A 25498-nucleotide genomic window follows, 5' to 3' on the forward strand; every position below is an offset into this window, starting at 1 on the left:
AATCTTAAAGAGTCTCTGATCCGGTCAGGCGTTTGATGGTGCCGCGCAGGGTAGGGCTGTCAGGCTGTTCCTTGAGGAACTTGCCCCAGACCTGTCTGGCTTCGCGCTGTTTGCCATTGGCCCACAGGACCTCGCCCAGGTGAGCGGCGACTTCCTGATCGGGGAAGCGATCCAGGGCTTGGCGCAGCAGGCGCTCGGCTTCGTCGAGGTTGCCCATGCGGTAATTCACCCAGCCAAGGCTGTCGAGTACCGCCGGGTCTTCCGGACTGATCTGGTGCGCCTGTTCGATCAGGGCCTTGGCTTCGGCGTAGCGCGTTGTGCGGTCGGACAGGGTGTAGCCGAGGGCGTTCAACGCCATGGCATTGTCCGGGTCGCGCTTGATGATCGTGCGCAGGTCTTTTTCCATCTGCGCCAGGTCATTGCGTTTTTCCGCCTGCATGGCGCGGGTGTAGAGCAGGTTCAAGTCGTCCGGGTATTTCTGCAAGGCCTGTTGCAGAACATTCCAGGCCTTGTCGCCCTGATTGTTGGCGGACAGGGTTTCGACTTCGATCAGGTACAACTGGATGGCGTAATCCGGCTGTTCATCGCGCTCTGCCGCCAGCTTGCGTTGCGCTTCGGCGGTCTTGCCGTTGTTGATCAGGATGTCGGCCTGACGCAATTGCGCCGGCAGGAAGTCGTTGCCCGGGCCAACCTTGGCATATTCGATCAGTGCGCCTTGCGGGTCGTTTTGTTCTTCGGCGATGCGGCCGAGGTTCAGGTGCGCCGAGTCGACATGGCTTTCCCGGGCGATCAGGTCTTCAAGATGACCCTTGGCCTCCTTCCAGTCCTTGGCTTCCAGGCAGACCAGCGCCAGGGAGTAACGCAGTTCGTCGTCTTCCGGGTATTGCTGGACCAGGCTCGAGAACTCGGCCTTGGCGTCGTTCATGCGGTCCTGTTCAACCAGCATGCGTGCGTAAGTCAGGCGCAGGCGCTTGTCGTCCGGGTATTTCTTGATGCTTTTCTGCAGCAGCGGCAGGGCTTCGTCACCGCGATTGAGGGTTTGCAGCAGGCGTGCGCGCAGCAGGATCGGAGCGATTTCGCCGTCATCCGGTGGATTGTTTTCCAGCAGCGTCAGCGCGCCTTTGGCGTCGCCATCCTGTTGCATCAGCAGCGCCTTGCCGAAAATCAGCTGGCTGTTGTTCGGGTGACGCTGCAACAAACGGTCGAAGCTTTTCATCAAGCCGTTGCGGGTGTCCTGGTCGGTGTCGGCCGCGGACAGCGCGAGGAAGTCGAAATGGGTGTCGCCCTTGCCTTGCAGGACTTTCTCCATATAGGCCATGGAGTCGTCATAACGCCCGGCGCGCGCCAGTTGCACGGCGGCTGCGCGTTGCGCTTCGAGGTCGCTGGGGGCGTTCCTGGCCCAGATCAGCGCGGTATCCAGGGCTGCCTGATCGGCGCCCAGGTATTCGGCGATACGGAATGCCCGCTCGGAGATGCCCGGATCCTGGGTGTTGATGGCCTGGGTCACATAATTGTCCAGCGCAATGTCGAAACGATTGCGTTGGCCAGCCAGTTCGGCGCTCAACAGGCTGAAGATGGTTTCCTCGCTGAACGAGCTGTAGACCTTGGGCTTTTCAGGGGCCGGGGTGCTGTCTTCAACCGGCGGCGTACCGTCCGACGAAACGGGTGCCAAGGCCTGGCAGCCGCTGAGGAAGACAAAAGCGAGGAGCAACGCGGAAGATCTATTCATATAGGAAGAGGACGACTAACCTGCGGTCAGATCATCATGACACAAGCTTTCGGCCAAACATAACCGAGCCGCCAATTTACCCGTGTACACCGGGTCCTTGTGTAGGAGCTGGCTTGCCAGCGATGGTCGTTAACGATGACGCGTTTTAACCGCAAAGACGCGGCGCCTGTCGGTCCATCGCTGGCAAGCCAGCTCCTACAAAGGGATGCGAAACAAGAACCGCTCTCAGTATGCGACGACGCCTACCGGGCCAATAGATATCGAGTAGTTGTTCTGACTCCGTCGAAGTAGGACAATTACCGGCTTCACGTCACAATCAGCGACTTTGAATGGCCTTCCTTGCACTCGGTATTAACCACAAGACTGCTTCAGTAGACGTCCGCGAGCGCGTGGCTTTTACCCCTGAGCAACTGGTTGAGGCCTTGCAGCAGCTCTGCCGACTCACCGACAGCCGCGAAGCTGCGATCCTCTCCACCTGCAATCGCAGTGAACTCTATATAGAACAGGATCACCTGTCGGCGGACGTCGTGCTGCACTGGCTGGCCGAATATCATCATTTGAGCTTCGACGAGCTGCGCGCAAGCGCCTATGTGCATGAAGATGATGCGGCAGTTCGTCACATGATGCGGGTGGCTTCCGGGCTCGACTCGCTGGTGTTGGGCGAACCGCAGATTCTCGGCCAGATGAAGTCAGCCTATGCCGTGGCCCGCGAGGCCGGCACTATCGGGCCATTGCTCGGGCGGCTGTTCCAGGCCACGTTCAACGCGGCCAAGCAGGTGCGCACCGACACGGCCATCGGCGAGAACCCGGTATCGGTGGCGTTTGCCGCGGTGAGCCTGGCGAAACAGATTTTCAGCGACTTGCAGCGCAGCCAGGCCTTGTTGATCGGCGCCGGCGAGACCATCACCCTGGTCGCCCGCCATCTGCATGACCTGGGTGTAAAGCGCATCGTGGTCGCCAACCGTACCCTGGAGCGCGCCAGCATTCTGGCCGAACAGTTCGGCGCCCATGCCGTGTTGCTGTCGGATATTCCGGCGGAGCTGGTGCGCAGCGATATCGTCATCAGTTCCACCGCCAGCCAGTTACCGATTCTGGGCAAGGGTGCAGTGGAAAGCGCCTTGAAACTGCGCAAGCACAAACCGATCTTCATGGTGGATATCGCCGTTCCGCGTGACATCGAGCCAGAAGTCGGCGAGTTGGACGATGTTTACCTCTATAGCGTCGACGATCTCCACGAAGTGGTCGCCGAGAACCTCAAGAGCCGCCAGGGCGCAGCCCAGGCTGCCGAAGAGATGGTCTCGGTCGGCGCCGAAGACTTCATGGTCCGCCTGCGTGAATTGGCGGCGGTGGATGTACTCAAGGCCTATCGTCAACAGAGCGAACGCCTGCGCGACGAAGAATTGCAAAAGGCCCAGCGCCTGCTGGCCAACGGCACCAGTGCCGAAGAGGTGCTGGTGCAACTGGCTCGTGGGCTGACCAACAAACTGTTGCACGCACCGAGCGTGCAGTTGAAAAAGCTCTCTGCCGAAGGTCGCCTGGATGCGCTGGCGATGGCCCAGGAACTCTTTGCCCTCGGTGAGGGCTCATCGGATAGCTTTTCGGATAAAAAACCGCAATGAAAGCGTCACTGCTCAATAAGCTGGATATTCTCCAGGATCGTTTCGAGGAATTGACCGCCCTGCTGGGCGACGGCGAGGTCATTTCCGATCAGAACAAGTTCCGCACCTATTCCAAGGAGTACGCGGAAGTTGAACCGGTCGTGAACGCCTATAAACAGCTGCTGAAAGTGCAGGCCGACCTCGAAGGCGCCCAGGCTCTGCTCAAGGACAGCGACCCGGACATGCGTGAAATGGCCGTGGAAGAAGTCCGCGAGGCCAAGGAACGCCTGGTCTCGCTCGAGGCCGACCTGCAGCGCATGCTGCTGCCCAAGGACCCGAACGACGGGCGCAACGTGTTCCTCGAAATCCGTGCCGGCACCGGCGGCGACGAGGCGGCGATTTTCTCCGGCGACCTGTTCCGCATGTATTCGCGCTACGCCGAGCGTCGTGGCTGGCGGGTGGAAATCCTCTCGGAAAACGAGGGTGAGCACGGCGGCTATAAAGAGGTGATTGCCCGGGTCGAAGGCGATAACGTCTACGGCAAGCTGAAATTTGAATCCGGTGCCCACCGCGTGCAGCGGGTGCCGGCGACCGAATCCCAGGGCCGCATCCACACGTCGGCCTGCACCGTGGCGGTATTGCCCGAGCCGGACGAGCAGGAAGCCATCGAGATCAACCCGGCCGACCTGCGCATCGATACCTATCGCTCCTCCGGCGCCGGTGGCCAGCACGTCAACAAGACCGACTCGGCTATTCGTATCACGCACTTGCCGTCCGGCATCGTGGTCGAGTGCCAGGAAGAACGTTCACAGCACAAGAACCGTGCCCGGGCGATGTCCTGGTTGTCGGCCAAGCTGAACGATCAGCAGACCTCGGCCGCGGCCAACGCCATCGCCAGCGAGCGCAAGTTGCTGGTCGGTTCCGGTGATCGCTCCGAGCGCATCCGCACCTACAATTTTGCCCAGGGCCGGGTCACCGACCACCGGGTCAACCTGACCCTGTATTCCCTCGACGAGATCCTTGCCGGCGGCGTCGAGGCGGTGATCGAGCCATTGCTGGCCGAGTACCAGGCCGATCAACTGGCAGCGATAGGTGAGTAAATGACGATCATTGCCAGTTTGTTGCGCGCCGCCGATTTACCCGACTCGCCGACGGCGCGTCTGGATGCCGAATTGCTGCTGGCGGCGGCGTTGGGCAAGTCCCGCAGTTTCCTGCATACCTGGCCGGAACGCATCGTGCCGAGCGAAGCGGCGCTGACGTTCGCCGAGTATTTGCAGCGCCGCCGCAGCGGCGAGCCGGTGGCCTATATCCTCGGCCAGCAAGGTTTCTGGAAGCTGGATCTGGAAGTGGCACCGCACACGCTGATCCCGCGCCCGGACACCGAACTGCTGGTGGAGGCTGCGCTGGAGTTGCTGCCGGCCACGCCGGCCAAGGTCCTCGACCTGGGCACCGGCAGTGGCGCGATTGCCCTGGCGCTGGCGAGCGAGCGTCCGGCCTGGAGCGTCACTGCCGTGGATCGCGTGCTGGAAGCCGTGGCCCTGGCCGAGCGCAATCGCCAGCGCCTGCATCTGAATAACGCCAAGGTGCTGAGCAGCCATTGGTTCAGCGCCCTGGAAGGTCAGCGTTTTCAACTGATCATCAGCAACCCGCCCTACATTGCAGCGGCCGATCCGCATCTGGTCGAGGGCGATGTGCGCTTTGAACCGGCCAGCGCACTGGTGGCCGGTGTCGACGGGCTCGACGATCTGCGTCTGATCGTCGCCCAGGCACCGGACCATCTCGACGCTGGCGGTTGGCTGATGCTCGAGCATGGTTATGATCAGGCCGAGGCGGTCCGCGATTTGCTGCTGACCCGCGGTTTCGAGGAAGTTCACAGCCGCACCGATCTGGGCGGTCACCAACGCATCAGTCTGGGGCGCCTGCCGTGCTGAATGATCAGGAGTTGCTGCGTTACAGTCGGCAGATTCTGCTGCAACACATCGATATCGACGGCCAGTTGCGCCTCAAGGACAGCCGCGTATTGATCGTCGGCCTCGGTGGCCTCGGCTCGCCGGTGGCGCTGTATCTCGCCGCCGCAGGGGTCGGCGAGTTGCATCTGGCGGACTTCGATACGGTCGACATGACTAACCTGCAGCGCCAGATCATTCACGACACCGACAGCATCGGCATGGGCAAAGTCGATTCGGCGATCAAACGCCTGACGGCGATCAATCCCGAGATACGGTTGATCGCTCATCGTGCGGCGCTGGATGAAGATTCCCTGGCCGCTACTGTCGCCGCCGTGGATCTGGTGCTCGATTGCTCGGACAATTTCGCCACCCGTGAAGCGGTCAACGGCGCTTGTGTGGCCGCCGGCAAACCGCTGGTCAGCGGCGCGGCGATTCGCCTCGAAGGGCAATTGTCGGTGTTCGATCCGCGTCGGCCAGAGAGCCCGTGCTACCACTGTTTATACGGGCACGGCAGCGAAGCCGAACTGACATGCAGCGAAGCCGGGGTGGTCGGGCCGCTGGTGGGGCTGGTCGGCAGTCTGCAAGCGCTTGAAGCGCTGAAGTTGCTGGCCGGATTCGGCGAACCGCTGGTGGGGCGCCTGCTGTTGATCGATGCCTTGGGTACGCGCTTTCGCGAATTGCGGGTCAAGCGTGATCCGGGCTGCAGCGTTTGTGGATCGAAACATGCGTGAGGCGCCAATCGGCGTGTTCGATTCTGGTGTCGGTGGGCTCTCGGTGCTCGCCGAGATCCAGCGCTTGTTGCCCAACGAGACGCTGATGTACGTCGCCGATTGCGGGAATGTTCCCTATGGCGAGAAAACCCCGGAATTCATCCGGCAGCGTTGCAGTGTGATGGCCGATTTTTTTCAGCAGCAGGGCGCCAAGGCTTTGGTGCTGGCCTGCAACACGGCGACGGTGTCCGGCGTCGCCGACTTGCGCCGAGACTATCCCGAATGGCCCATCGTCGGCATGGAGCCAGCAGTCAAGCCGGCCGCCGCCGCAACCCGCTCCGGTGTGGTGGGGGTGCTGGCTACCACCGGCACCTTGCAGAGCGCCAAATTCGCTGCATTGCTCGACCGTTTCGCCGCGGACGTGAAAGTCATTACCCAGCCGTGCCCCGGGCTGGTGGAGCTGATTGAAAACGGCGATCTGCATAGCCCCGAGCTTCGCCAGCTGTTGGCCAGGTATGTCCAGCCGCTGCTGGCCGCCGGCGCGGACACGCTGATTCTCGGCTGCACCCATTACCCCTTTCTCAAGCAGATGCTCCGGCAGATGATCCCCGAGGACATCAGCCTGATCGACACCGGTGCCGCCGTCGCACGGCAACTCCAGCGGCTTTTGGCCGAAGGCGAACTGCTCGCCGAAGGGCCTGCCCGTGAGGCGCAGTTCTGGACCAGCGCCGATCCGCAGCATTTCAGAAATATATTGCCGAAACTGTGGAATAGCTGTGGCGTTGTGCGAAGCTTCAACAGGTAAAAGATTGACCGGGGGAATACGAAAAATCGGGTGAGCTTCTGATTGATCGCTGACTTCTACAGCGTTGCAGGGCTGGGCAACAAAAAAATCATACGAAATCGTTCGGAAAAGGAAGTTTCTCGTGAAGCGACTATTCTGTTTGGCCGCGATTGCGGCCGCATTAATGGGGCACACCTTTACTGCGCAGGCGGCAGGTGTGGAGTTCGCGGTTGGTCAGACCAGCGATTCGACCATGACGTATCGACTGGGCATGCAATTCGATTGGGACCAGAGCTGGTGGCAGAGTGACGTCGGTCGCATGACCGGCTACTGGAGCGGTGCCTACACCTATTGGGAAGGCGACAAGACCTCAAGCAACAACAGCCTGTCGTTCTCTCCGGTGTTCGTTTACGAGTTTGCCGGCCAGAACGTCAAACCGTTCGTTGAAGCTGGCATTGGCGTGGCGGTGTTCTCCCATACCCGACTCGAAGACAACAACATCGGCGGTGCTTTCCAGTTTGAAGACCGGCTCGGTTTTGGCCTGCGCTTCAACGGTGGCCATGAAGTCGGGATCCGCGCAACGCACTATTCCAACGCCGGGCTCGCCAGTTCCAACGACGGTGTAGAAAGCTACTCGCTGCATTACACGTTGCCGTTGTAAGACACGACGCTGTACTAAATGTGGGAGCGGGCTTGCTCGCGAAAGCAGTGGATCAGTCGACACTGTAATTGACTGATCTGACGCTTTCGTCGGATCGCCGCCCGGAGACAAGCCCGCTCCCACATTTGTATTTGGGTGACTTCAAACTAGCGATACGCCGTCGAAATCCCCTGGCGTTCGTCGATGCACTCCGGTGCACCCATCTCGAACTCCCGGCAGATCAGCGGGCGTTTTTCGTAGATGGTGCACATCATCGAGTTGCGATCCAGTGCGGCACACCAGCCGTCGTCCAGACGCAGCATGACTTCCCCGCCCCAATCATCGGTATCGATGAACCGTTCAGGCACACCCGTATCGGTGATCAGCATGACTTCGAGCTGGCAGCAGCAGGCTGCGCAGGTCGAACACGTGACCGCGGGTTCCGCGATTTGCGTATGGGGGATGGTATTCATGGCGCGCAGTGTAAGGCAGTCACCGGGTGCTGTGTGAAAGGTCGGACGGACGCAGGTCCGCCCCCGAAACTCCCCTTCCGATGATGGCGATTTTCACGGTTGATCCTTGAACGGCGGCTGGCTGCGCACCATGCGTTTACCTATCTCCAGTTTCACATGGTCCGGCAGTCTGGAGAGCGGCCACAGGGTAGCCATGAACGCTGCCGGGAAAGCGATTTCCAGCGGGCGGTCCTTGAGCTTTTCGAAGATGTACCGTGCGGCTTTCGCCAGCGGCCAGCTCAAGGGCATGGAGAAGTCGTCTTTCGTCGTCAGCAGCGTTTCAACAAAACCGGGGCTGATCACCGTGACTTCTATGCCTTCGGGAGCCAGGTCGATGCGCAGGGATTCGAACAAATGACGCAACCCGGCCTTCGAGGCGCCGCAGGCTTCTGCCTTGGGCAGCGGCAGGTAAGTCACCGCACTGGCCATGGGCACCATATGCGGTGCGGTGCCAGCCCGTAGCAAAGGCAGGGCAGCCTCGATGCAATAGCTGCTGGCCAACAGGTTGGTGCGCACCACGTGCTCGACAATCGACGCATCGAACTGCCTGGCGTCCACGTACTCGCAGGTGCCGGCGTTGAGTATCACGGTGTCCAGCGAACCCCAATCCTCGGCAATTTGCTCGCCGATTTCGCGCACGGTCTGGCTATTGGTCAGGTCTCCGGCGACCACCAGCACTTGTCCCGGATAACGTTGCGACAAGACTTTCAGTGGCGCAACTGACCTTGAGCTTACCGCCAGGTGCGCGCCGGTTTTCAGGATTTTCTCGGCCAGCGCGGCACCAATACCGCTGCTGGCGCCGGTCAGCCAATAACGGCGAGGAGGTGTACGACTCATCCCAAGCTCCTTTTCAGCCAGGCAACAGCCCGGTCCGCTAAATGTTGCAGGTTGTCTTTGTCGAGCGCCATGAACTGCCGGCATACGGCTGCAGGAAACTACTCACAGGCACTCCCGGCCAGTTCGGCGGACAGTTGCCGTGACGGCAGATTCTTGAATGCGGCCAAGGCGCGTGTACGCGAAGCATTCAGGTCGACGATCGGTGACGGGTAATCCACAACACTGAAAAGGCCGCCGAGACTGGCGGGGTTGTGCACGTCTTTTTTACTCACCCCGGCCAGTTCCGGTAGCCAGTGCTTGATGAACAGGCCTTCGGGGTCGAATTTTTCCGACTGGCTCAACGGGTTGAAAATCCGGAAATAAGGCGCCGAGTCGGTACCGGTGGAGGAACTCCATTGCCAGCCACCATTGTTCGCCGCCAGGTCACCATCGATCAGGTGTCGCATGAAAAAGCGTTCGCCTTCGCGCCAGTCGATCAGCAGGTTCTTGGTCAGGAACATCGCCACCACCATACGCAGGCGGTTGTGCATCCAGCCGGTAGCCAGCAGTTGGCGCATGGCGGCGTCGATGATCGGCAAACCGGTACGCGCCTGTTGCCAGGCGGCCAGTTCTTCGGGGGCATCGCGCCAGGCCAGCGCTTCGGTTTCCGGGCGAAACGCGCGGTGCCGGGACACCCGTGGGTAGCCCACCAGGATGTGTTTGTAGAACTCGCGCCACAGCAGTTCGTTGATCCAGGTGACGGCGCCGGTCTTGCCGCTTTCGAACTCACCCTGATTGCTGTTCAAGGCGGCGTGCAGGCATTGGCGGGGAGAAATCACTCCGGCCGCGAGATAGGCCGAGAGCTGACTGGTGCCGGGTTTTGCCGGGAAGTCGCGCTCGTTATGGTAATGGTCGATCTGTGCATCGCTGAAGCTGTCGAGGCGCTGCCGGGCTTGGGCTTCGCCCGCCGGCCACAGGCTGCGCAGGTTATCACCGGGCGTCGTAAAACCCTCGACACTCAAGGGGATCGCATCGCTGGCAATGTTCAGCGGCGCTTGCCTGTGTGGTGCGCGGACCAGGCTGGGCAGCGAGTGGTGCAAGCGTTCGTAGCAGACTTTGCGGAACTGGCTGAAGACCTGAAAGTAAGTGCCGGTCCGGGTCAGCACACTCCCGGGCTTGAACAGCAATTGATCGAGGTAGCGGTGAACTTCGATGCCTTCGGCCCCGAGTGTCCTGGCGACCGCCGCATCGCGACGGGTTTCATGGATGCCGTACTCTTCGTTGAGGTACACCGCGTCGATCTGCCATTGCCGGCACAGATTCAGCAACACGGCTGGCGCATCCTCCCAGCGCGGTGCCCGGCGGACCAGCAGGGGAATGTTCAGTTGACCCAGTTCGCGGCTCAATTCGCGCAGGTTACGCAGCCAGAAGTCCACTTTGCAGGGCGCGTCGTCGTGTTCCAGCCATTGTTCCGGACTCAGCAGATACACGGCCACGCACGGCCCGCGGGCCGCGGCGGCCGAGAGGGCGGTGTTGTCGTGTAGGCGCAAGTCGCTGCGCAACCAGATCAATTGCATGTTGGTATCCACGCGATTCATTTAAATCAGCCCGCGCTGAATGAGTGCCTGATGTGCCGACAATGGATCTTCGGCCAGGTACAAATCAGCGATCTCGGGAGTACTTGCGGACAACTCGGCGTGGTGGATGCATACCGTTGGTCCGGCAATCATTCTTGGGCAACTGATGCCTTTGAAAAGTTTCGGCAGTTGCGCCAGGTTCATGGCCTTGCTGGAGTACAGCAGAACCCCGCGGGGTCGCAGCAGCTCGACCGCCAGTGCCAGTTCACCGACAGGCAGTGGCCCGTCGAAGACCTCCACCGGGCAATCGGCACTGCTGATCAGCCAGGCCGTTAGCCACAGCTGAGGCTCCATGGGCAAGTCCGAGTGGTTGATCAACAGCAGTGGTGCGCTGCGCAACTGACGATTGTTATGGTAGATGCGTGCGCCGAACTTGCTGCGCAACCAGGCACAAAAAAAGACTCGCTCCATCTGCGCCCCGAACTGGCTTTGCCAGCGTAGCTCCAGAGCGGCCAGCAGGGGCATCAGCAATTGCTCGCACAGGGTTCGCGGCGGATACAGCGCCATCGCCTGATTGACGCTGTCATCCAGGGCGCGTTCCTGTAATCCGCTGACCGCCTGCAGCAACGTTTGAAGCAAGGCGTGCCAATCGTTGTCGACGGACTCGCTGAAGGCTTGCGGCGTATCGAGCAATTGCTTGACCTGGCTGACGGCAACGCCACGGTTGAGCCAGGTGAGGATGGTCAGGATGCGTTGTACATGGTCGGCCGAAAACAACCGGTGCCCCTTGGGCGTGCGTTGCGGCACGATCAGGCCGTAGCGCCGCTCCCATGCGCGCAAGGTCACGGCATTGACGCCGGTTTGCCGCGCCACTTCACGGATCGGCAGCCAACCTTCGTCCAGCGCCTTGTTAAAGTCATCGCCGAGGTCATCGCGGGCGCTGGTGTCGGGTGCTTTTTTCATTGGATGGCGTTTCGCAGGCTGAGGTCTTCCGGGGGCGGTTGCAGGTAAACCTGCTGTGCGATGTACGGATCGGGGTGTCGGTTAAAGTGATGTTTGAGCAGTGTCAACGGCACCACCAACGGCACGATGCCCAGGCGATACTGGCTGATCACGTGTTGCAACTCCTGCTTGTCTTCGCGGCTGATGGCCTGTTTCAGGTAGCCACTGAGGTGTTGCAGGACATTGGCATGGGTGCCGCGGGTGGCGCACTTTTTCAGGGCCGCCATCAGTTCAATGAAATAGCGCGCGCCAAGCTCCTTCGGATCGGTATGGCCCATGTTGCCCAGCAGGTTGCCGAGCACTTTGTATTGCTGTGGATTGTGCGCCATCAACAGGTATTTGTAGCGCGAGTGAAAGTCCGTGAGACCGCGCCGGGTCAGGCCTTCCTGGCACAGCTGCTGCCAGGCGCTGCAGGCGAATACGCGAGTGAGGAAGTTTTCCCGCAGCTCCGGATCGTTGAGCCGGCCGTCTTCCTTCACCGGCAAATCCGGGTGCAGCAGGCAGGCGCTGATGGCGATTTTCGGTTTGGCGGGGGAGTGGGGCATCGGAGCACCTCGAATCTGAACCTGTACAAACATTCGAGTCTGTACAAGACAACTTCATCATAGATTCAAAGTTGTACAAGTCAAATTATATGTATAGGTATTTTGACCGGCTGCTGTCCATGACGACAGCAGCGACTTGCTCGGATCGATGCTCTTTACTGCAGGTGTTCATGCAAGCGGCGGGCAGCTTCCTGACCGCTGAGCCAGGCCCCTTCGACGCGTCCGGACAGGCACCAGTCGCCACAGGCGTACAGCCCCAGGTCGGCATCGGCCAGGGTGCCCCATTCGTGACTGGTGGCAGGGCGGGCGTAGAGCCAGCGGTGGGCGAGGCTGAAGCTCGGCGCGGGCATGGAGTCGTGCAGCAGTTCGGCGAATGCGCCATGCAGCTGTTCGATCACAGCCTCCTTGGGCAGGTCAATGTGCTGGCGACTCCAGGAGCTGGTGGCGTGCAGCACCCAGGTGTCGAGGGTGTTGTCGCGTCCGGGTTTGCTACGGTTGCGGGCCAGCCAGTCGAGTGGGCTGTCCTGTACGAAGCAGCCTTCCATGGGGGTTTCCAACGGTGTTTCGAAGGCCAGGGCAATCGCCCAGGTCGGGTCCATCTTCACCCCGGCGGCGGCGCCCGCGAGCTTCGGCGCAGATGCCAGCAGAGCCGTGGCCTGTGGGGCTGGCGTGGCGATGACCACGTGGCTGAACGGCCCGTGGGTGAAGCCCTCGGCGTCCTGCAGATGCCAGTGTTCTTCACCGCGATAGACCTCGGTGATCCGGCAGGCGAAATGCACTTCAAGGTCACCGAGCAGGGAGCGGGTAATGGCGCTCATGCGGGGCGTACCGACCCAGCGGGTCTGCTCGTCCGGCGACAGGTTGAGCTGGCCGCCATGGTAGGTGTACAGCTGCGGCGTCCACTCGGCGACCCAGCCGTTGGCTTGCCAGCGCTGGACTTCCGTGACAAAGCGGCGATCGCGGGCGGTGAAATATTGCGCGCCCATGTCCAGAGCACCCGCATCGCTGCGCTTGCTTGACATGCGCCCGCCGCTGCCGCGGCTTTTATCGAACAGTTGAACCACGTGCCCGAGGTCGGTCAGGGCCTGGGCGGCGGAGAGTCCGGCAATGCCGGTGCCAATGATTGCGATAGGTACAGTCATAGGGGCCTCGTTTACCTTTCTGTACAGACTACGCCGGGGTTGAAACCTGTACAATATTGTTTTTTGGTATAACTTTTAGCGTTCTCGTTCTGACAGCTTGGCCTATTGTTAAACATAGCGCCTGCTCGATACCAAAGATCCCTGCTTATAAAAATAGACTAATGGACAGGGTAAAACGCCACGCGAGGAAGAAGTCATGCACATATTGCTGACCGGCGGTACTGGTTTGATAGGACGTCAGCTCTGCCGGCACTGGTCAGGGCAGGGCCATCGCCTGATAGTCTGGAGTCGCAAGCCTGAAAAGGTCGCGAAAATATGTGGTGCCCAAGTGCGTGGAGTTGCTCGGCTGGAGGATCTGGGGCAGGAGCCGGTGGATGCGATCGTCAACCTTGCCGGAGCGCCAATTGCCGACCGTCCCTGGACGCACAAGCGCAAAGCCTTGTTGTGGAGCAGCCGGATCACGCTGACTGAAACCCTGTTGGCGTGGCTTGAAAGCCTCGAGCAGAAACCAAGGGTCTTGATTTCCGGTTCGGCTGCTGGTTGGTATGGCGATGGTGGCGAGCGCGAACTGACCGAGGACACGGCGCCGGTCAGCGAAGATTTCGCCAGCCAGTTATGCATCGCCTGGGAAGAGACTGCACAGCGGGCTGAAACGCTGGGCATTCGCGTCATTCTCATCCGTACCGGGTTGGTGCTATCGGCGGAGGGCGGCTTTTTGTCGCGGCTGTTACTGCCGTTCAAACTGGGCCTGGGAGGGCCGATCGGCAACGGCCGGCAGTGGATGCCGTGGATTCATATCGACGATCAAATCGCCCTGATTGATTTTCTTCTGCACCGCAACGAGGCCAGCGGTCCCTATAATGCGTGCGCGCCCAGACCGGTGCGCAACCGCGAGTTTGCCAAGGCGCTGGGCAGCGTGCTGCATCGCCCGGCGTTCATGCCGATGCCGGCCCTCGCATTGAAGGTGGGGCTGGGCGAGTTGTCCTTGCTGTTGCTGGGTGGCCAACGGGCCACGCCGGTTCGCCTGTTGAAGGCGGGTTTCACTTTTCAGTTCACGGATTTGCGCGCGGCTCTGGACGATCTGTCCGGTCGCCTTTGAAATAGGACGTTGCATGACCGATCACGCGTTGCTTCTGGTCAACCTGGGTTCACCTGCCTCCACCTCGGTGGCGGATGTGCGCAGCTACCTCAATCAATTTCTGATGGACCCGTACGTGATCGACCTGCCATGGCCGGTTCGACGCTTGCTGGTGTCGCTGATCCTGATCAAGCGCCCCGAGCAGTCGGCCCACGCCTATGCCTCGATCTGGTGGGACGAGGGCTCGCCGCTGGTGGTGCTCAGCCGCCGCCTGCAACAAGCCATGACCGGCCAGTGGCAGCATGGCCCGGTCGAACTGGCGATGCGCTACGGCGAGCCGTCGATTGAATCGACGCTGGTGCGCATGGCCGCCGCGGGGCACAAGCGAATCACGCTGGCGCCGCTGTATCCACAGTTCGCCGACAGCACCACCACTACCGTCATTGAGGAAGCCAGACGTGTGGTGCGCGAGAAGAGCCTCGACGTACAGCTGTCGGTGCTCCAGCCGTTCTACGATCAACCGGAGTACCTCGATGCGCTGGTGGCCACGACCCGGCCGCATTTGCAGCAGGACTTCGATCACCTGTTGATGAGTTTTCATGGGTTGCCGGAACGGCATCTGAAGAAGCTCAACCCCGGGCACAGCTTCGAGGGTGGCGGTGATTGCTGCGCCGGGGCGCCACCCGAGGTGGTCGCCACCTGTTATCGCGGCCAATGCCTGCGTACGGCGGCAGAGTTTGCCAAGCGCATGGGATTGCCGGAGGGCAAGTGGTCGGTGTCGTTCCAGTCGCGTCTGGGGCGCGCCAAGTGGATCGAACCCTACACCGAAGCGCGCCTCGATGAGTTGGCCAAAAGCGGCGCGAAAAAGATTCTGGTGATGTGCCCGGCATTCGTGGCCGATTGCATCGAAACACTGGAAGAGATTGGTGATCGCGGGAAGGAGCAATTCCGCGCAGCAGGGGGAGAGGACCTGGTGCTGGTGCCGTGCCTCAACGATGACCCGCATTGGGCGAAGGCGTTGAGTGCGTTGTGCGAGCGAGCGCCTCTGGCGCTTTAAAAGCTTCACGAGCAAGCCCGCTCCCACAGGGTCGGTGATTAACCTGTGGGAGCGGGCTTGCTCGCGAAGTGGGTCTTTCAGTCAGCGAAGAATCCGAGTCTGCTTAGATCAGCGGCTCATTCGCCTTCTTGTGCTTCCAGCTGTCATTGCCCGGCAGGATCAGATTCAAACCAATCGCCACTACCGCGCACAGCGCGATGCCCTTGAGGCCGAAATCGTCCGGCCCGGTGCCGGTGCCGATCAGCACGCCGCCGATCCCGAATACCAGGGTCACCGAAACGATCACCAGATTGCGCGCCTCGCCCAGATCGATCTTGTGGCGGATCAGCGTGTTCATCCCCACCGCCGCAATCGAACCGAACAACAAGCAGAGAATCCCGCCCATCACCGGCACCGGAATGCTTTGCAGCAGTGCACCGAACTTGCCGATAAACGCCAGGCTGATGGCGAAGATCGCCGCCCAGGTCATGATTTTCGGGTTGTAGTTCTTGGTCAGCATGACCGCGCCGGTCACTTCGGCGTAGGTGGTGTTGGGTGGGCCGCCGAACAGGCCGGCCGCCGTGGTGGCAATGCCGTCGCCGAGCAGGGTGCGGTGCAGGCCCGGCTTCTTCAGGTAATCGCGACCAGTCACGCTACCCACGGCAATCACGCCGCCGATGTGCTCGATGGCCGGGGCCAGGGCCACCGGAACGATGAACAGGATCGCTTGCCAGTTGAATTCCGGCGCGGTGAAGTTCGGGATGGCGAACCACGGTGCCGCAGCAATCTTCGCAACATCGACCACACCGAAGTAGAACGACATGCCGAAACCGACCAGCACGCCGGAGATGATCGGCACCAGGCGGAAGATGCCCTTGCCGAAAACCGCGACGATCAGCGTGGTCAGCAGCGCGGGCATCGAGATCATCATCGCCGTCTGGTAATGAATCAATTCACTGCCATCGCCAGCCTTGCCCATGGCCATGTTGGCGGCAATCGGCGCCATGGCCAGGCCGATCGAAATGATCACCGGCCCGATCACCACCGGCGGCAGCAGGCGGTCGATGAAACCGGTGCCTTTGATCTTCACCGCGAGGCCGAGGAAGGTGTAGACGAATCCCGCCGCCATCACACCGCCCATGGTCGCCGCCAGGCCGAACTGGCCCTTGGCGAGAATGATCGGGGTAATGAAAGCAAAGCTCGATGCCAGGAACACCGGCACCTGACGCCCGGTGACGATCTGGAACAGGATCGTCCCCAGGCCGGCCGTGAACAGCGCCACGTTCGGGTCGAGACCGGTAATCAGCGGCATCAACACCAGAGCGCCGAAGGCCACGAACAGCATCTGCGCACCCGACAGCACCGTGCGCCAGAGCGGATCGTTGAACTCTTGCTGCATGCTCACGCGTCCTTCTGCTTGGTGCCGAAGATCTTGTCACCGGCATCGCCCAGCCCTGGGATGATGTAGCCGTGCTCGTTGAGTTTCTGATCAATGGAAGCGGTGTAGATGATCACGTCCGGGTGAGCTTTCTCGACCACAGCGATGCCTTCTGGCGCGGCGACCAGCACCATGGCGCGGATGTCCTTGCAGCCGGCTTTTTTCAGCAGGTCGATGGTGGCAACCATCGAGCCACCGGTGGCAAGCATCGGGTCGATGATCATTGCCAGGCGTTCGTCGATTTCCGGTACCAGTTTTTCCAGGTAGGTGTGGGCTTCAAGGGTTTCCTCGTTGCGAGCCACGCCGACGGCGCTGACCTTGGCGCCCGGGATCAGGCTGAGCACGCCTTCGAGCATGCCGATGCCGGCACGCAGGATCGGTACCACGGTGATTTTCTTGCCGGCGATTTTCTCGACCGATACGGTGCCGCACCAGCCCTCGATATCGTAGGACTCCAGCGGCAGGTCTTTGGTGGCTTCATAGGTCAACAGGGCGCCGACTTCCTGAGCGAGCTCACGGAAATTCTTGGTGCTGATGTCTGCGCGGCGCATAAGGCCAAGTTTATGACGGATCAGCGGGTGGCGGATCTCATGGATGGGCATGGGGAAAGGCTCCGGCGGCGGGCAAAAAAACCGGCCTAGATTAATCTATCCGAGGGTGTTGTCCTATAGACATACAGTACGTTAGTCCACAAACGCTTGATCTGGCCGTGCGGGATGCGTACCTTTGCCCGCTTTTCCTGACTTCCAACCCCCTGGAGAGCGCCATGTCCGCTGATCTCGAGCATATCCGTCAAATCATGCGAGAGGCTGACTGCCTGTACACCGAAGCTGAAGTCGAGGCGGCCATCGCCCGCGTCGGTGCACAAATCAACGAACAAATGGCCGACAGCAACCCGGTGGTGTTCTGCGTGATGAACGGCGGGCTGATTTTCTCCGGCAAGCTGCTGACCTATCTGCAGTTCCCGCTGGAAGCGTCCTACCTGCACGCCACCCGCTATCGCAACGAAACCAGCGGCGGCGACCTGTTCTGGAAAGCCAAGCCGGAAGTGTCCTTCATCGACCGTGATGTGCTGATCATCGACGACATCCTTGATGAAGGTCACACCCTGGGCGCGATCATCGACTTCTGCAAACACGCTGGCGCACGTAAAGTGCACACTGCCGTGTTGATCGACAAAGACCACGACCGCAAGGCCCGGCCGGACCTCAAGGCCGATTTCGTCGGTCTGCCGTGCATCGACCGTTACATCTTCGGTTATGGCATGGACTACAAAGGCTACTGGCGTAACGCCAACGGGATTTTTGCCGTTAAAGGAATGTAAGAACATGATCGCGCCTCGCTTTCTGGATCAGACCCTGTTCACCGAGTTGGCCGGGAAAGCCGCGGCCAATCCTCGTGGGCGCCAGCATCACAACTTCCATCAGATGGAAGACGCTTGCCATCGCATGGCGGTGGGGTTGCAGCCGTCCACGTATATCCCGCCTCACCGGCATTTGGGCGACAACAAGGCCGAAACCCTGTTGGTCCTCAAGGGGCGGCTGGGTGTGTTGATCTTTGACGAGACCGGTACGGTGCTGAGCAAGACCGTGCTTCAGGCCGGTGGCGACTGTGTTGGCGTGGACCTGCCGGCCGGTGTGTTCCACGGCTTGGTGGTGCTGGAGGCCGACAGCCTGATGTTCGAATGCAAGGCCGGCCCTTACCGTCCGGTCGGTGAAGGTGAACTGGCGCATTGGGCGCCACGCGAAGGCGAGCCCGGTGTTGCCGAGTATCAGGCCTGGATGCACGCGCAGTTCGATTGATATACACCACTTGTAGGAGCGAGCTTGCTCGCGATGGACGTGAACGATGACGCTTGTCTGGAAAAAGCGTCGCCTTCAATTACATCGCGAGCAAGCTCGCTCCTACACCCGTCCTCTGGAGCCTGCCATGAGCCGTTCGATCCGCTGCTGTGCCGCCCTGTTGCTGACCCTCAGCCTGCCACTTGCCGCGGCCCCGGCGCCCATGCACAGTCAATTTCTGCCGCCGGACGATCTCACTCTGCGCGCTGCTGATCCCGAGCAGCAACAACTGCTGCAGGTTACCGAGTATTCGGTGGTGGTCGGCAGCCAGCGTCAATCCAGTCAACAGCCCATTCCGGTCACTTCGCCCCTGCTGATTCGACTCAAGGGCAAATCCTTGAACAAGGGCGCCAGCATCAGTCAGGTGCTGGTCAATTTCGACGGCGAAAGCAAAAGCCTGAAGAAGCCGGTCTATGACGCGCCGAGCAAGACCCTGACCCTCTATTACCCGCTGGCGCAATACCGGGTGGTGATCGACTTGTTGCGCAACGACACGGTGTATTGCCAGTTTCTCAGCTACGCCAATGGGCATGTCTGGGCCGATCTGCACACCGGCAGCACTCGTCCGCGTTGAGCCCTGTGCCTGCGCAGGGGTAAACTGCCCGCCCCGTGAAATGTCTGCGAGCTGGAGTCGGCAATGCGTAAAGATAAAAAACAAGTGATTGGTGACGAGATCGGCGATGAGCAGATCAAGTTGTTCCTCGATTTCGAACCGGTCGACGCGACTTCTCCGTCCCTGCACAAACTGGTCAAGGCCTACCGTGGCCTGCGCATCGACGATTTCGAGCGTTTCCTGACGTTCTTCGTCGAAGCGGGTTACGACGTGAATGGCAAGGATGAGCACGGCAATGACTTCGTTGCCCTGATCAAGGATCAGCGCAACGCGGCGGATTACATCGAGCTGATCGAGAAAGCTCGCGGCTGAGTAAATTTCAGCCATAAAAAAACGCCCCGTTCTCACCGAGAACGGGGCGTTTTTCATGGCGCCGAATCAAGCGTAGCTTTCGGTCTCGCTGCTGGCTTCAACCAGTTCCAGGGCAACGTTGTTCTGCGCGTTGATCTTGCGATACAGCGCAGCGTCGGTTTCCAGAACTTTTTCCCGGGCCGGGAAAATTTCGGCCAGTTTGGTGGCCCATTCGCCCTTGGCTTTGCTCGGGAAGCATTTTTCGATCAGCTCGAGCATGATCGAAACGGTCACCGAGGCACCTGGAGAAGCGCCGAGCAGTGCCGCCAGGGAACCGTCCTTGGCCGCGACCAGTTCGGTACCGAATTGCAGGATGCCGCCTTTTTTCGGGTCTTTCTTGATGATCTGCACCCGTTGGCCGGCCACTTCCAGACGCCAGTCTTCGGGTTTCGCCTGCGGGTAGAAGCGACGCAGGGAATCCAGGCGCTGCTCCATCGACTGCATCACTTCGCTGACCAGGTATTTGGTCAGGTCCATGTTGTTTTTCGCCACGGCGAGCATCGGGCCGATGTTGCCGGCGCGAACCGACATCGGCAGGTCCATGAAGGAACCGTGCTTGAGGAACTTGGTGGTGAAGCCGGCGTACGGTCCGAACAGCAGGGACTTCTTGCCATCGACTACGCGGGTGTCAAGGTGCGGCACGGACATGGGTGGCGAACCTACTGCGGCCTGGCTGTAGACCTTGGCCTGGTGGTGCTTGACCACTTCCGGGTTGTCGCAGCGCAGCCACTGGCCGCTGATCGGGAAGCCGCCGAAGCCTTTGCTTTCTTCGATGCCCGAGGCTTGCAGCAGCGGCAGTGCCGCGCCGCCAGCGCCGAGGAAGACGAATTTGGCGTCGACTTCACGGGTATTGCCGCTGTTGACGTCCTTGATGCTGACGGTCCAGCCGCCGTTGCTGCGCTTGAGGCCGGTCACGCGCTTGCAGTACTTGACCTGGGCATCGGGTGCGCTGGTCAGGTGCTTGAGCAACTGGTTGGTCAGGGCGCCGAAGTTGACGTCGGTGCCATTGATCACGCGGGTCGCGGCGAGGGTTTCGCCAGGATCGCGGCCAGGCATCATCAGCGGCATCCACTCGGCCATTTTGGCCTTGTCTTCGGTGTATTCCATGTCGGCGAAGGCGTGGTGCTTGCTCAGCACCCTGAAGCGTTCCTTGAGGAAGGACACGCCGCTGTCGCCCTGCACGAAACTCAGGTGTGGCACCGGGCTGATAAACGATTTGCACGAGCCGAACGTGCCTTTTCGGGTCAGGTACGACCAGAACTGCTTCGACACCTCGAACTGGGTGTTGATGTGCACGGCTTTCTTGATGTCGACGGCGCCATCGGCTGCCTGCGGCGTGTAGTTGAGCTCACACAGCCCGGCGTGACCGGTACCGGCGTTGTTCCACGGGTTGGAACTCTCCGCAGCACCGGAATCCATCAGCTCGACGACTTCCAGCTTGATCGCGGGGTCGAGCTCTTTGAGCAGTACCGCCAGGGTGGCACTCATGATGCCGGCCCCAACCAGTACTACGTCGACTGCTTCGTTATGCGCCATTTAACGCGTCTCCAAAATCTGCAGCACCAAATTGTCGGCATGGCTGCCAGGAGTGACGGGGCGTGTCAGTGTTGCCCCAGGTACCCATGGCAGTGTCGCCATGTCCGAATCTTCGCAATTTATCGCAACTTCGACGGACGCTACCTGCCGGGCCTATGAGCCATATGAACTCATTTCAGCGCGCGGGAGGCAATTCGACTTATGGTCGATACATCCGTTTGTGCAACCAAATCCGTAGCGGACAGGCTTCAGGCTCCGGTGTTAGAGGAATACTCGGTCCTGTGTCGTTGGGCTGTTGTAGACGCTAATGGTGCATGTTCAGACGCAAAACTATTCATTTGCTCGCCACACTCTTGTGAAGTTGTGAAAACCCGTTTTTTTCACGCTCTTTTGAAGACGTGAACCTCAAAAAGGGCTGTCCCAGCCTGGCACCGTGCCCGGATGGATTGCCGCCATGGGATACAGGGCAGGCAAAACGGGCAAACAGCTCAGTGACCGAGCGTAATGACAGCTCTGCAGATTCGCGAAAAGTGGAGGTTTTGCTCAACGAAACAGCAAGCGCGCCAGCTTCACTCGATCTGTGTGGGCGGCTCTCTGTGGGCGGTGCGGGGTGTCAACACAAGCGCATTGACGATGCTGCGAGGCCCGATCAGGAGACGTCCTTATAATCGGGGGGAGATTGTATCTAAGAAACGCAGGGAATTGGTCGTGTTTAATGACTTTTATTAGGTGTTTGGTCAGGTCGTCATCAATTGCTGTGCACGCGAGCGTGGCTGCTGCTGTTGCGAAACGACGCGGGCACCGGCCGGCAGCGGCTGATTCAGCCAGTTCAGGCGGATTTCTTCGATTTCAACCCAGCCATCACCCATGGGCTGGAGGCTGCACTGCTTGAACGCCTGGCAATGGCCATTGCTGTCGAGCAGGGCAAAGCAGCGGTGCAGTGGGCGTGGTGCGAACAACGAGACGAGGTATCGCATGGCAAATTACCTTGTAGGGCGGTTATTGTGAAAATAGCCCACTAGCCGTTACGTGCAAGTGTATGGGCGATGACAGATAGGTGACAAGAACCGCTTTCCCAGGGAGTTGTCAGAGATTTCATCAAACACGGTGAGGTGCTGGTTCCCCGCGGTGGCGCACCGCTATACTGCTGGCCTGTTTGTGCCTGATTCTGGAGAGAAGAGCATGTTGCAACGCCTGTTGTTCGGTTTGATCACTGTGACCAGTTTGACCCTGGTTGGTTGCGCCCACAGCCCGCAACAACTGAGCCCGGAACCCAAGCTGACCGCCCAGCTGGCCCCGGTCGGCCATGGCCAGCCCGTTGTGGTACGTGTAGTGGACGGTCGTCCGTCGCCAACCCTGGGAACCCGTGGCGGCCTGTATCCGGAGACCAGCGCGATCACCGTGCAGGGCGCGCAGATCCTGCCGAAACTGCAGGCCCAGGCTGAAGCCGCCGTGCGTCTGTTGGGCTTTACCCCGACGAACAATGCCATGAATGCACCGCAACTGACCGTGACCCTGGCAGAGTTGAAGTACCAGTCGCCCAAGGAAGGCATGTACGTGACCGAAGCCACCATCGGCGCGACGTTCCGCTCGGATGTACAGAACGCCAACCGTCGCTACAGCGGCCGTTATGGTTCGTCCCTGGACCAGCGCTTCGGTATGGCGCCGAACCAGGAAACCAACACCAAGCTGGTCAGCGATGTGTTGAGCGATGCGTTGACCCGCCTGTTCAAGGACCCGACCGTGGGCCAGATTCTCGGCGAGTAATGCGAGCCCACTGTAGGAGCGAGCTTGCTCGCGATGGACGTTAACGATTACGCGGGGAATCTGATACCCCGCGGCGTCCTCAAGTCCATCGCGAGCAAGCTCGCTCCTACAGGGGGCAAGGGAATCACGCGGCTTGCGAGTAGAAATCCAGCACGCTCACACCGGTCAGCAAATCCGTTTCCGGCAAATCCGCATGTTGATGTCCACCCAGGGCGCAATACACCAGCCAATGGCGGTCTTGAACATTGAAAGCGAGGCTGCCGACGAGGGCTTGTTGTTCTTCGCTGGGGGTGATGAGGTAAAGACGATCCTGGTTTTCGGCGTGGAGCATGACGAGGTCCGTGTCGGTTTCGAGGCGCGCATGGTCGCCGATACAGATGACGAAGCCGTGACTCAGGACAGCCATTAGTCAATTGCTTCGTTATTTGTCGGAAACAGAGGGCAGGGGCGCAGGGTTTCGGTAGAATCCGCGCCGCGGTCGCCGGTCCGGCACCTGCCACCTGTTTTACTTGAGGTCTGTGATGTCGCTGCACTTGATGACGCTGTTTACCGCCCATCCCGCCAAATTGATCAATCTGCTGGCCTTGCTCTTAGCCTTCCCGGGCGGCTGGTTGTTGCACGCCACCCGTCGTCGCGAACTGCGCGCGATGGCCAGTTTGCAGGCGCAGCGCCAGAGCAGCCCCAGCGTAGAGCCCACGCTGGACTGGGCGACCTTGCGCAGGAACCGGTTTTTCTACATTTTCGGTTTTGCCTGCATGGGGATGGCGCTGCTGGTGTCGTGGATCAGTACGCAGGTCTGAAGTCTTGACGCAGCACCCTCGCAGAAACAGAAACGGCGCCTCGAAGGCGCCGTTTTTGCATCTGGCCGAAACCGCTTACAGCGGCAACCCTGCCTTCACCCGGTACTGATTGCGTACCGGCGTCGCATATTGCAACACCAGGAATGGACGATGCTCTTCGGGGCAGGCGTCCAGGCGGCGTTGCCATTCTTCCTGGGCCTTGGCCAGTTCCTCGGCCGGGAACACTTGCGCAGCTTTTGGTACCTGCAGTTGCGGGTCAGCGTCCTTCCACTGCGCATAAGCCAGGTAATGCACCGGGAACAAGCGATAGCCGCTGAGGATTTGCTTGTCCATCTCGACCGCCAATTGCTTGGTATCTTCGAACAGGTCGGTGATCGGCGCGGCAAAGTTCACATGCACCCGGCCCTTGTAGCCGGTGATGCCCTTGGCGATGCTCACGTCATCCTCGCCCGGCACTTTGGTGTAGCTGCCGGTGGTGGCGCGGATGTAAAGCTCGCGGGCCTTGGCCTGATCGCACGGGTCGTATTCGTAGCTGATCGACACCGGGGTCAGGTTCAGCGACTGAATGACTTCACCGAACGGCTCGTCCTTGCGGCTCATGTGGAACATCTTGAGGATTGCCGATTCGGTACGGTCGTCACCGTCCTTGGCACGCCCCTCTGCCTGGGCGATCCAGATCGAGGCGCAATCATTGCGGATCGAATGGTTGATGTACGCCGACAGCAATTGATAAGCCGCCATTTTCTCCCGACGTCCGCTGATCGAGCGGTGCACGATGAAGCTCTTGTTCAGGCGCATCAGGTCGCTGACGAAAGGCTTTTGCAGCAGGTTGTCGCCAATGGCGATGCGCGGGGTCGGCAGACCGGCGTGGTACACGGCATAGTTGACGAAGGCCGGGTCCATCACGATATCGCGGTGGTTGGCGATAAACAGGTAGGCACTGCCGGACTTGAATTGCTCTACCCCGGTATAGGTGACACCGTCGGTGGCGCGCTCGATGGTATGGTCGACGTAATGCTCGACTTTGTCCTGTAATGTGGCCACGGAGGTCACGCCGGCAAACTCACGGCGCAGCCGATGGGCTATAAGAGGTTTGAGCGCCCAGCCTAAAGCGCCGGCGAAACGCGGGAAGCGGAAGTGGGTGAGGATATCTAGAAACGCCTTGTCGCCGAGCAGCCGTGCCAGCACTGCCGGGACTTCACTGTCGTCGTAAGGTCGGATGGCATCGAATTCGCCCATCATGCTCTCTTGTTAGAAACGGCTAGGGTAAGTAAAGGTTTTGATCGAAAACCGGCGGGGCACGGTCTGAAAAAGTAGCCAGACAAAAATAGCCCTGCAAATAGACCGGCGATTATACGCACAAGTCACTTGGGAGACCGCGATGCTGGAAAACGCGCTGTATGAATGTCCGTATTGTGGTGAGGAGGTAGAGACTACTCTGGATTTGTCCGGTGGCGATCAGACCTACATCGAGGACTGCCAGGTATGCTGCCGGCCGATAACGTTTGTGTTGCAGGTTCATGGAGAGGAATGGCATCTCGAAGTGTTCAGTGAAAACGAGTGAGGAGCGTGTATGCAGCGCATCTACGATCCGGAAAACCTGATGGAAGGCGAGTTGCTGCAAGGCATGCTCGCCAGCGAGGGTATCGAGGCGCATCTGGTCGGTCGTGATTTGCTCGGGGGCAGCGGCGAGTTGCCGATCTATGGCCTGCTCGGGCTGTCGGTCGAGAACGACCAGGCCGAATACGCCCGCGAGCTGATCACCGCGTACAATGCCGCGCTGCCGCTGTCCGGTGATGAACCGGACAGTTTTCCCGGCACGCTGGTCTGTTAGGCTGGCGTTCGTTTGATCAAGAGCCGTGTTGCCCCATGTGTGGACGTTATGCCCTGTTTCGCTGGAATCCCGCCTTCGCGGCGCTGCCCGGTTTTCCCGCCGACCAGCAGGCGCAGTGGAACATTTCCCCCAATGATTCGGTGTTGATGCTGCGGGCCGGGCCGGACGGCCAGCGCACGTTGGCCCGCGCCCGCTGGGGC

Annotated in this window: 28 protein-coding genes and 2 pseudogenes; 17 read left to right on the plus strand and 13 right to left on the minus strand. The window is 60.3% G+C overall.

Translation table 11 applies throughout. The annotated features are described in order from the left end of the window. Positions 1–4: 4 nt before the first annotated feature. Positions 5–1729 carry a tetratricopeptide repeat protein gene (locus tag ACCD00_RS19675; protein WP_413427047.1) on the minus strand — a complete coding sequence of 575 codons (1725 nt, stop codon included), beginning with the start codon at positions 1727–1729 and terminating at the stop codon, positions 5–7. Positions 1730–2058: 329 nt separating this feature from the next. Between ACCD00_RS19675 and hemA the strand changes: the two genes are divergently transcribed. The 6 genes from hemA (at position 2059) to ACCD00_RS19705 (ending at position 7431) form a co-directional block, all read left to right on the plus strand. Further along, positions 2059–3348 (plus strand): glutamyl-tRNA reductase, encoded by a 1290-nt coding sequence (gene hemA / locus ACCD00_RS19680; RefSeq protein ID WP_008016623.1) that lies wholly within the window; start codon positions 2059–2061, stop codon positions 3346–3348. Then, positions 3345–4427, plus strand: coding sequence for a peptide chain release factor 1 (gene prfA / locus ACCD00_RS19685; RefSeq protein ID WP_413427049.1), 1083 nt, complete (start codon positions 3345–3347; stop codon positions 4425–4427). The genes hemA and prfA overlap by 4 nt, the downstream gene beginning before the upstream one ends. Further along, positions 4428–5258 (plus strand): peptide chain release factor N(5)-glutamine methyltransferase, encoded by an 831-nt coding sequence (gene prmC, locus ACCD00_RS19690; RefSeq protein ID WP_007973878.1) that lies wholly within the window; start codon positions 4428–4430, stop codon positions 5256–5258. It begins immediately after the preceding gene. Further along, positions 5252–6007, plus strand: coding sequence for a molybdopterin-synthase adenylyltransferase MoeB (locus ACCD00_RS19695; RefSeq protein WP_413427051.1), 756 nt, complete (start codon positions 5252–5254; stop codon positions 6005–6007). The genes prmC and ACCD00_RS19695 overlap by 7 nt, the downstream gene beginning before the upstream one ends. Then, positions 6000–6791 (plus strand): glutamate racemase, encoded by a 792-nt coding sequence (gene murI / locus ACCD00_RS19700; RefSeq protein WP_413427053.1) that lies wholly within the window; start codon positions 6000–6002, stop codon positions 6789–6791. The genes ACCD00_RS19695 and murI overlap by 8 nt, the downstream gene beginning before the upstream one ends. Positions 6792–6912: 121 nt before the next feature. Next, complete coding sequence (locus ACCD00_RS19705) at positions 6913–7431, plus strand: acyloxyacyl hydrolase (RefSeq protein ID WP_413427055.1); 519 nt, start codon at positions 6913–6915, stop codon at positions 7429–7431. 146 nt (positions 7432–7577) lie between these two features. On the opposite strand, the gene ACCD00_RS19710 is transcribed toward ACCD00_RS19705, so the two are convergent. The 6 genes and pseudogenes from ACCD00_RS19710 to ACCD00_RS19735 form a co-directional block, all read right to left on the minus strand. Beyond that, entirely contained in the window at positions 7578–7883 is a 306-nt protein-coding gene (locus tag ACCD00_RS19710; protein WP_008016637.1) for a YkgJ family cysteine cluster protein, read from the minus strand. A 93-nt stretch (positions 7884–7976) separates the two neighbouring features. Continuing rightward, positions 7977–8759 (minus strand): SDR family NAD(P)-dependent oxidoreductase, encoded by a 783-nt coding sequence (locus tag ACCD00_RS19715; RefSeq protein ID WP_413427057.1) that lies wholly within the window; start codon positions 8757–8759, stop codon positions 7977–7979. Positions 8760–8857: 98 nt separating this feature from the next. Next, positions 8858–10315: a deoxyribodipyrimidine photo-lyase gene (phrB, locus tag ACCD00_RS19720; RefSeq protein ID WP_413427059.1), complete on the minus strand. Its 1458-nt coding sequence runs from the start codon at positions 10313–10315 to the stop codon at positions 8858–8860. 21 nt (positions 10316–10336) lie between these two features. Continuing rightward, positions 10337–11278, minus strand: coding sequence for a MerR family transcriptional regulator (locus ACCD00_RS19725; protein WP_413427061.1), 942 nt, complete (start codon positions 11276–11278; stop codon positions 10337–10339). Then, positions 11275–11820 (minus strand): annotated as a pseudogene (locus ACCD00_RS19730) (YbgA family protein); the annotation flags it as partial. The pseudogene ACCD00_RS19730 and the gene ACCD00_RS19725, both read right to left, overlap by 4 nt. Before the next feature lie 197 nt (positions 11821–12017). Beyond that, positions 12018–13004: an NAD(P)/FAD-dependent oxidoreductase gene (locus tag ACCD00_RS19735; RefSeq protein ID WP_413427063.1), complete on the minus strand. Its 987-nt coding sequence runs from the start codon at positions 13002–13004 to the stop codon at positions 12018–12020. Positions 13005–13200: 196 nt separating this feature from the next. Here ACCD00_RS19735 and ACCD00_RS19740 point away from each other — a divergent pair, with 196 nt between their 5' ends. Beyond that, the gene (locus ACCD00_RS19740) at positions 13201–14103 is read left to right on the plus strand and encodes a TIGR01777 family oxidoreductase (RefSeq protein ID WP_413427064.1); all 903 of its coding nucleotides are present in this window, start codon (positions 13201–13203) and stop codon (positions 14101–14103) included. Between the two features lie 13 nt (positions 14104–14116). After that, positions 14117–15139, plus strand: coding sequence for a ferrochelatase (gene hemH, locus ACCD00_RS19745; protein ID WP_413427066.1), 1023 nt, complete (start codon positions 14117–14119; stop codon positions 15137–15139). Positions 15140–15242: 103 nt separating this feature from the next. Here hemH and ACCD00_RS19750 read toward each other — a convergent pair whose 3' ends face one another. Continuing rightward, positions 15243–16517: a uracil-xanthine permease family protein gene (locus ACCD00_RS19750; RefSeq protein WP_413427068.1), complete on the minus strand. Its 1275-nt coding sequence runs from the start codon at positions 16515–16517 to the stop codon at positions 15243–15245. A 2-nt stretch (positions 16518–16519) separates the two neighbouring features. Next, the gene (upp, locus tag ACCD00_RS19755) at positions 16520–17158 is read right to left on the minus strand and encodes a uracil phosphoribosyltransferase (protein WP_102671705.1); all 639 of its coding nucleotides are present in this window, start codon (positions 17156–17158) and stop codon (positions 16520–16522) included. Between the two features lie 164 nt (positions 17159–17322). Between upp and ACCD00_RS19760 the strand changes: the two genes are divergently transcribed. The 4 genes from ACCD00_RS19760 to ACCD00_RS19775 all read left to right on the plus strand — a co-directional run bounded on the left by ACCD00_RS19760 (position 17323) and on the right by ACCD00_RS19775 (position 19322). Continuing rightward, a complete protein-coding gene (locus tag ACCD00_RS19760; protein ID WP_007981338.1) occupies positions 17323–17880 on the plus strand; it encodes a hypoxanthine-guanine phosphoribosyltransferase in 558 nt (185 codons plus the stop codon). 4 nt (positions 17881–17884) lie between these two features. Continuing rightward, on the plus strand, positions 17885–18358 hold the full coding sequence (locus ACCD00_RS19765) for a WbuC family cupin fold metalloprotein (protein WP_413427071.1): 474 nt from the start codon (positions 17885–17887) through the stop codon (positions 18356–18358). Positions 18359–18485: 127 nt separating this feature from the next. Next, positions 18486–18971, plus strand: a complete 486-nt coding sequence (locus tag ACCD00_RS19770) for a hypothetical protein (protein WP_413427073.1) — start codon at positions 18486–18488, stop codon at positions 18969–18971. A gap of 63 nt (positions 18972–19034) precedes the next feature. Further along, positions 19035–19322 carry a PA4642 family protein gene (locus ACCD00_RS19775; RefSeq protein WP_008016652.1) on the plus strand — a complete coding sequence of 96 codons (288 nt, stop codon included), beginning with the start codon at positions 19035–19037 and terminating at the stop codon, positions 19320–19322. Between the two features lie 66 nt (positions 19323–19388). Here ACCD00_RS19775 and mqo read toward each other — a convergent pair whose 3' ends face one another. Together mqo and ACCD00_RS19785 are read right to left on the minus strand one after the other, a co-directional pair. After that, a complete protein-coding gene (gene mqo, locus ACCD00_RS19780) occupies positions 19389–20897 on the minus strand; it encodes a malate dehydrogenase (quinone) (RefSeq protein WP_413427075.1) in 1509 nt (502 codons plus the stop codon). Positions 20898–21634: 737 nt separating this feature from the next. Beyond that, positions 21635–21874, minus strand: coding sequence for a hypothetical protein (locus tag ACCD00_RS19785; RefSeq protein WP_413427077.1), 240 nt, complete (start codon positions 21872–21874; stop codon positions 21635–21637). Positions 21875–22079: 205 nt separating this feature from the next. Here ACCD00_RS19785 and ACCD00_RS19790 point away from each other — a divergent pair, with 205 nt between their 5' ends. Continuing rightward, positions 22080–22664: a YajG family lipoprotein gene (locus ACCD00_RS19790; RefSeq protein WP_007973847.1), complete on the plus strand. Its 585-nt coding sequence runs from the start codon at positions 22080–22082 to the stop codon at positions 22662–22664. Between the two features lie 124 nt (positions 22665–22788). On the opposite strand, the gene ACCD00_RS19795 is transcribed toward ACCD00_RS19790, so the two are convergent. Then, positions 22789–22995, minus strand: coding sequence for a hypothetical protein (locus tag ACCD00_RS19795; RefSeq protein WP_085724026.1), 207 nt, complete (start codon positions 22993–22995; stop codon positions 22789–22791). Positions 22996–23185: 190 nt separating this feature from the next. On the opposite strand from ACCD00_RS19795, the gene ACCD00_RS19800 reads away from it, so the two are divergent. Beyond that, positions 23186–23464, plus strand: coding sequence for a hypothetical protein (locus ACCD00_RS19800; protein ID WP_008016658.1), 279 nt, complete (start codon positions 23186–23188; stop codon positions 23462–23464). A gap of 75 nt (positions 23465–23539) precedes the next feature. Here ACCD00_RS19800 and ACCD00_RS19805 read toward each other — a convergent pair whose 3' ends face one another. After that, positions 23540–24706 carry a 1-acyl-sn-glycerol-3-phosphate acyltransferase gene (locus ACCD00_RS19805; protein WP_413427080.1) on the minus strand — a complete coding sequence of 389 codons (1167 nt, stop codon included), beginning with the start codon at positions 24704–24706 and terminating at the stop codon, positions 23540–23542. A gap of 139 nt (positions 24707–24845) precedes the next feature. Between ACCD00_RS19805 and ACCD00_RS19810 the strand changes: the two genes are divergently transcribed. The 3 genes and pseudogenes from ACCD00_RS19810 to ACCD00_RS19820 all read left to right on the plus strand — a co-directional run. Continuing rightward, the gene (locus ACCD00_RS19810) at positions 24846–25028 is read left to right on the plus strand and encodes a CPXCG motif-containing cysteine-rich protein (RefSeq protein WP_085715945.1); all 183 of its coding nucleotides are present in this window, start codon (positions 24846–24848) and stop codon (positions 25026–25028) included. A 9-nt stretch (positions 25029–25037) separates the two neighbouring features. Then, positions 25038–25298, plus strand: a complete 261-nt coding sequence (locus ACCD00_RS19815; protein ID WP_007979315.1) for a putative signal transducing protein — start codon at positions 25038–25040, stop codon at positions 25296–25298. 35 nt (positions 25299–25333) lie between these two features. After that, positions 25334–25498, plus strand: a pseudogene (locus tag ACCD00_RS19820) (SOS response-associated peptidase); the annotation flags it as partial.

It is taken from the genome of Pseudomonas sp. Pseusp3 (assembly GCF_047304225.1).
Classification (GTDB): domain Bacteria; phylum Pseudomonadota; class Gammaproteobacteria; order Pseudomonadales; family Pseudomonadaceae; genus Aquipseudomonas; species Aquipseudomonas fluorescens_CD.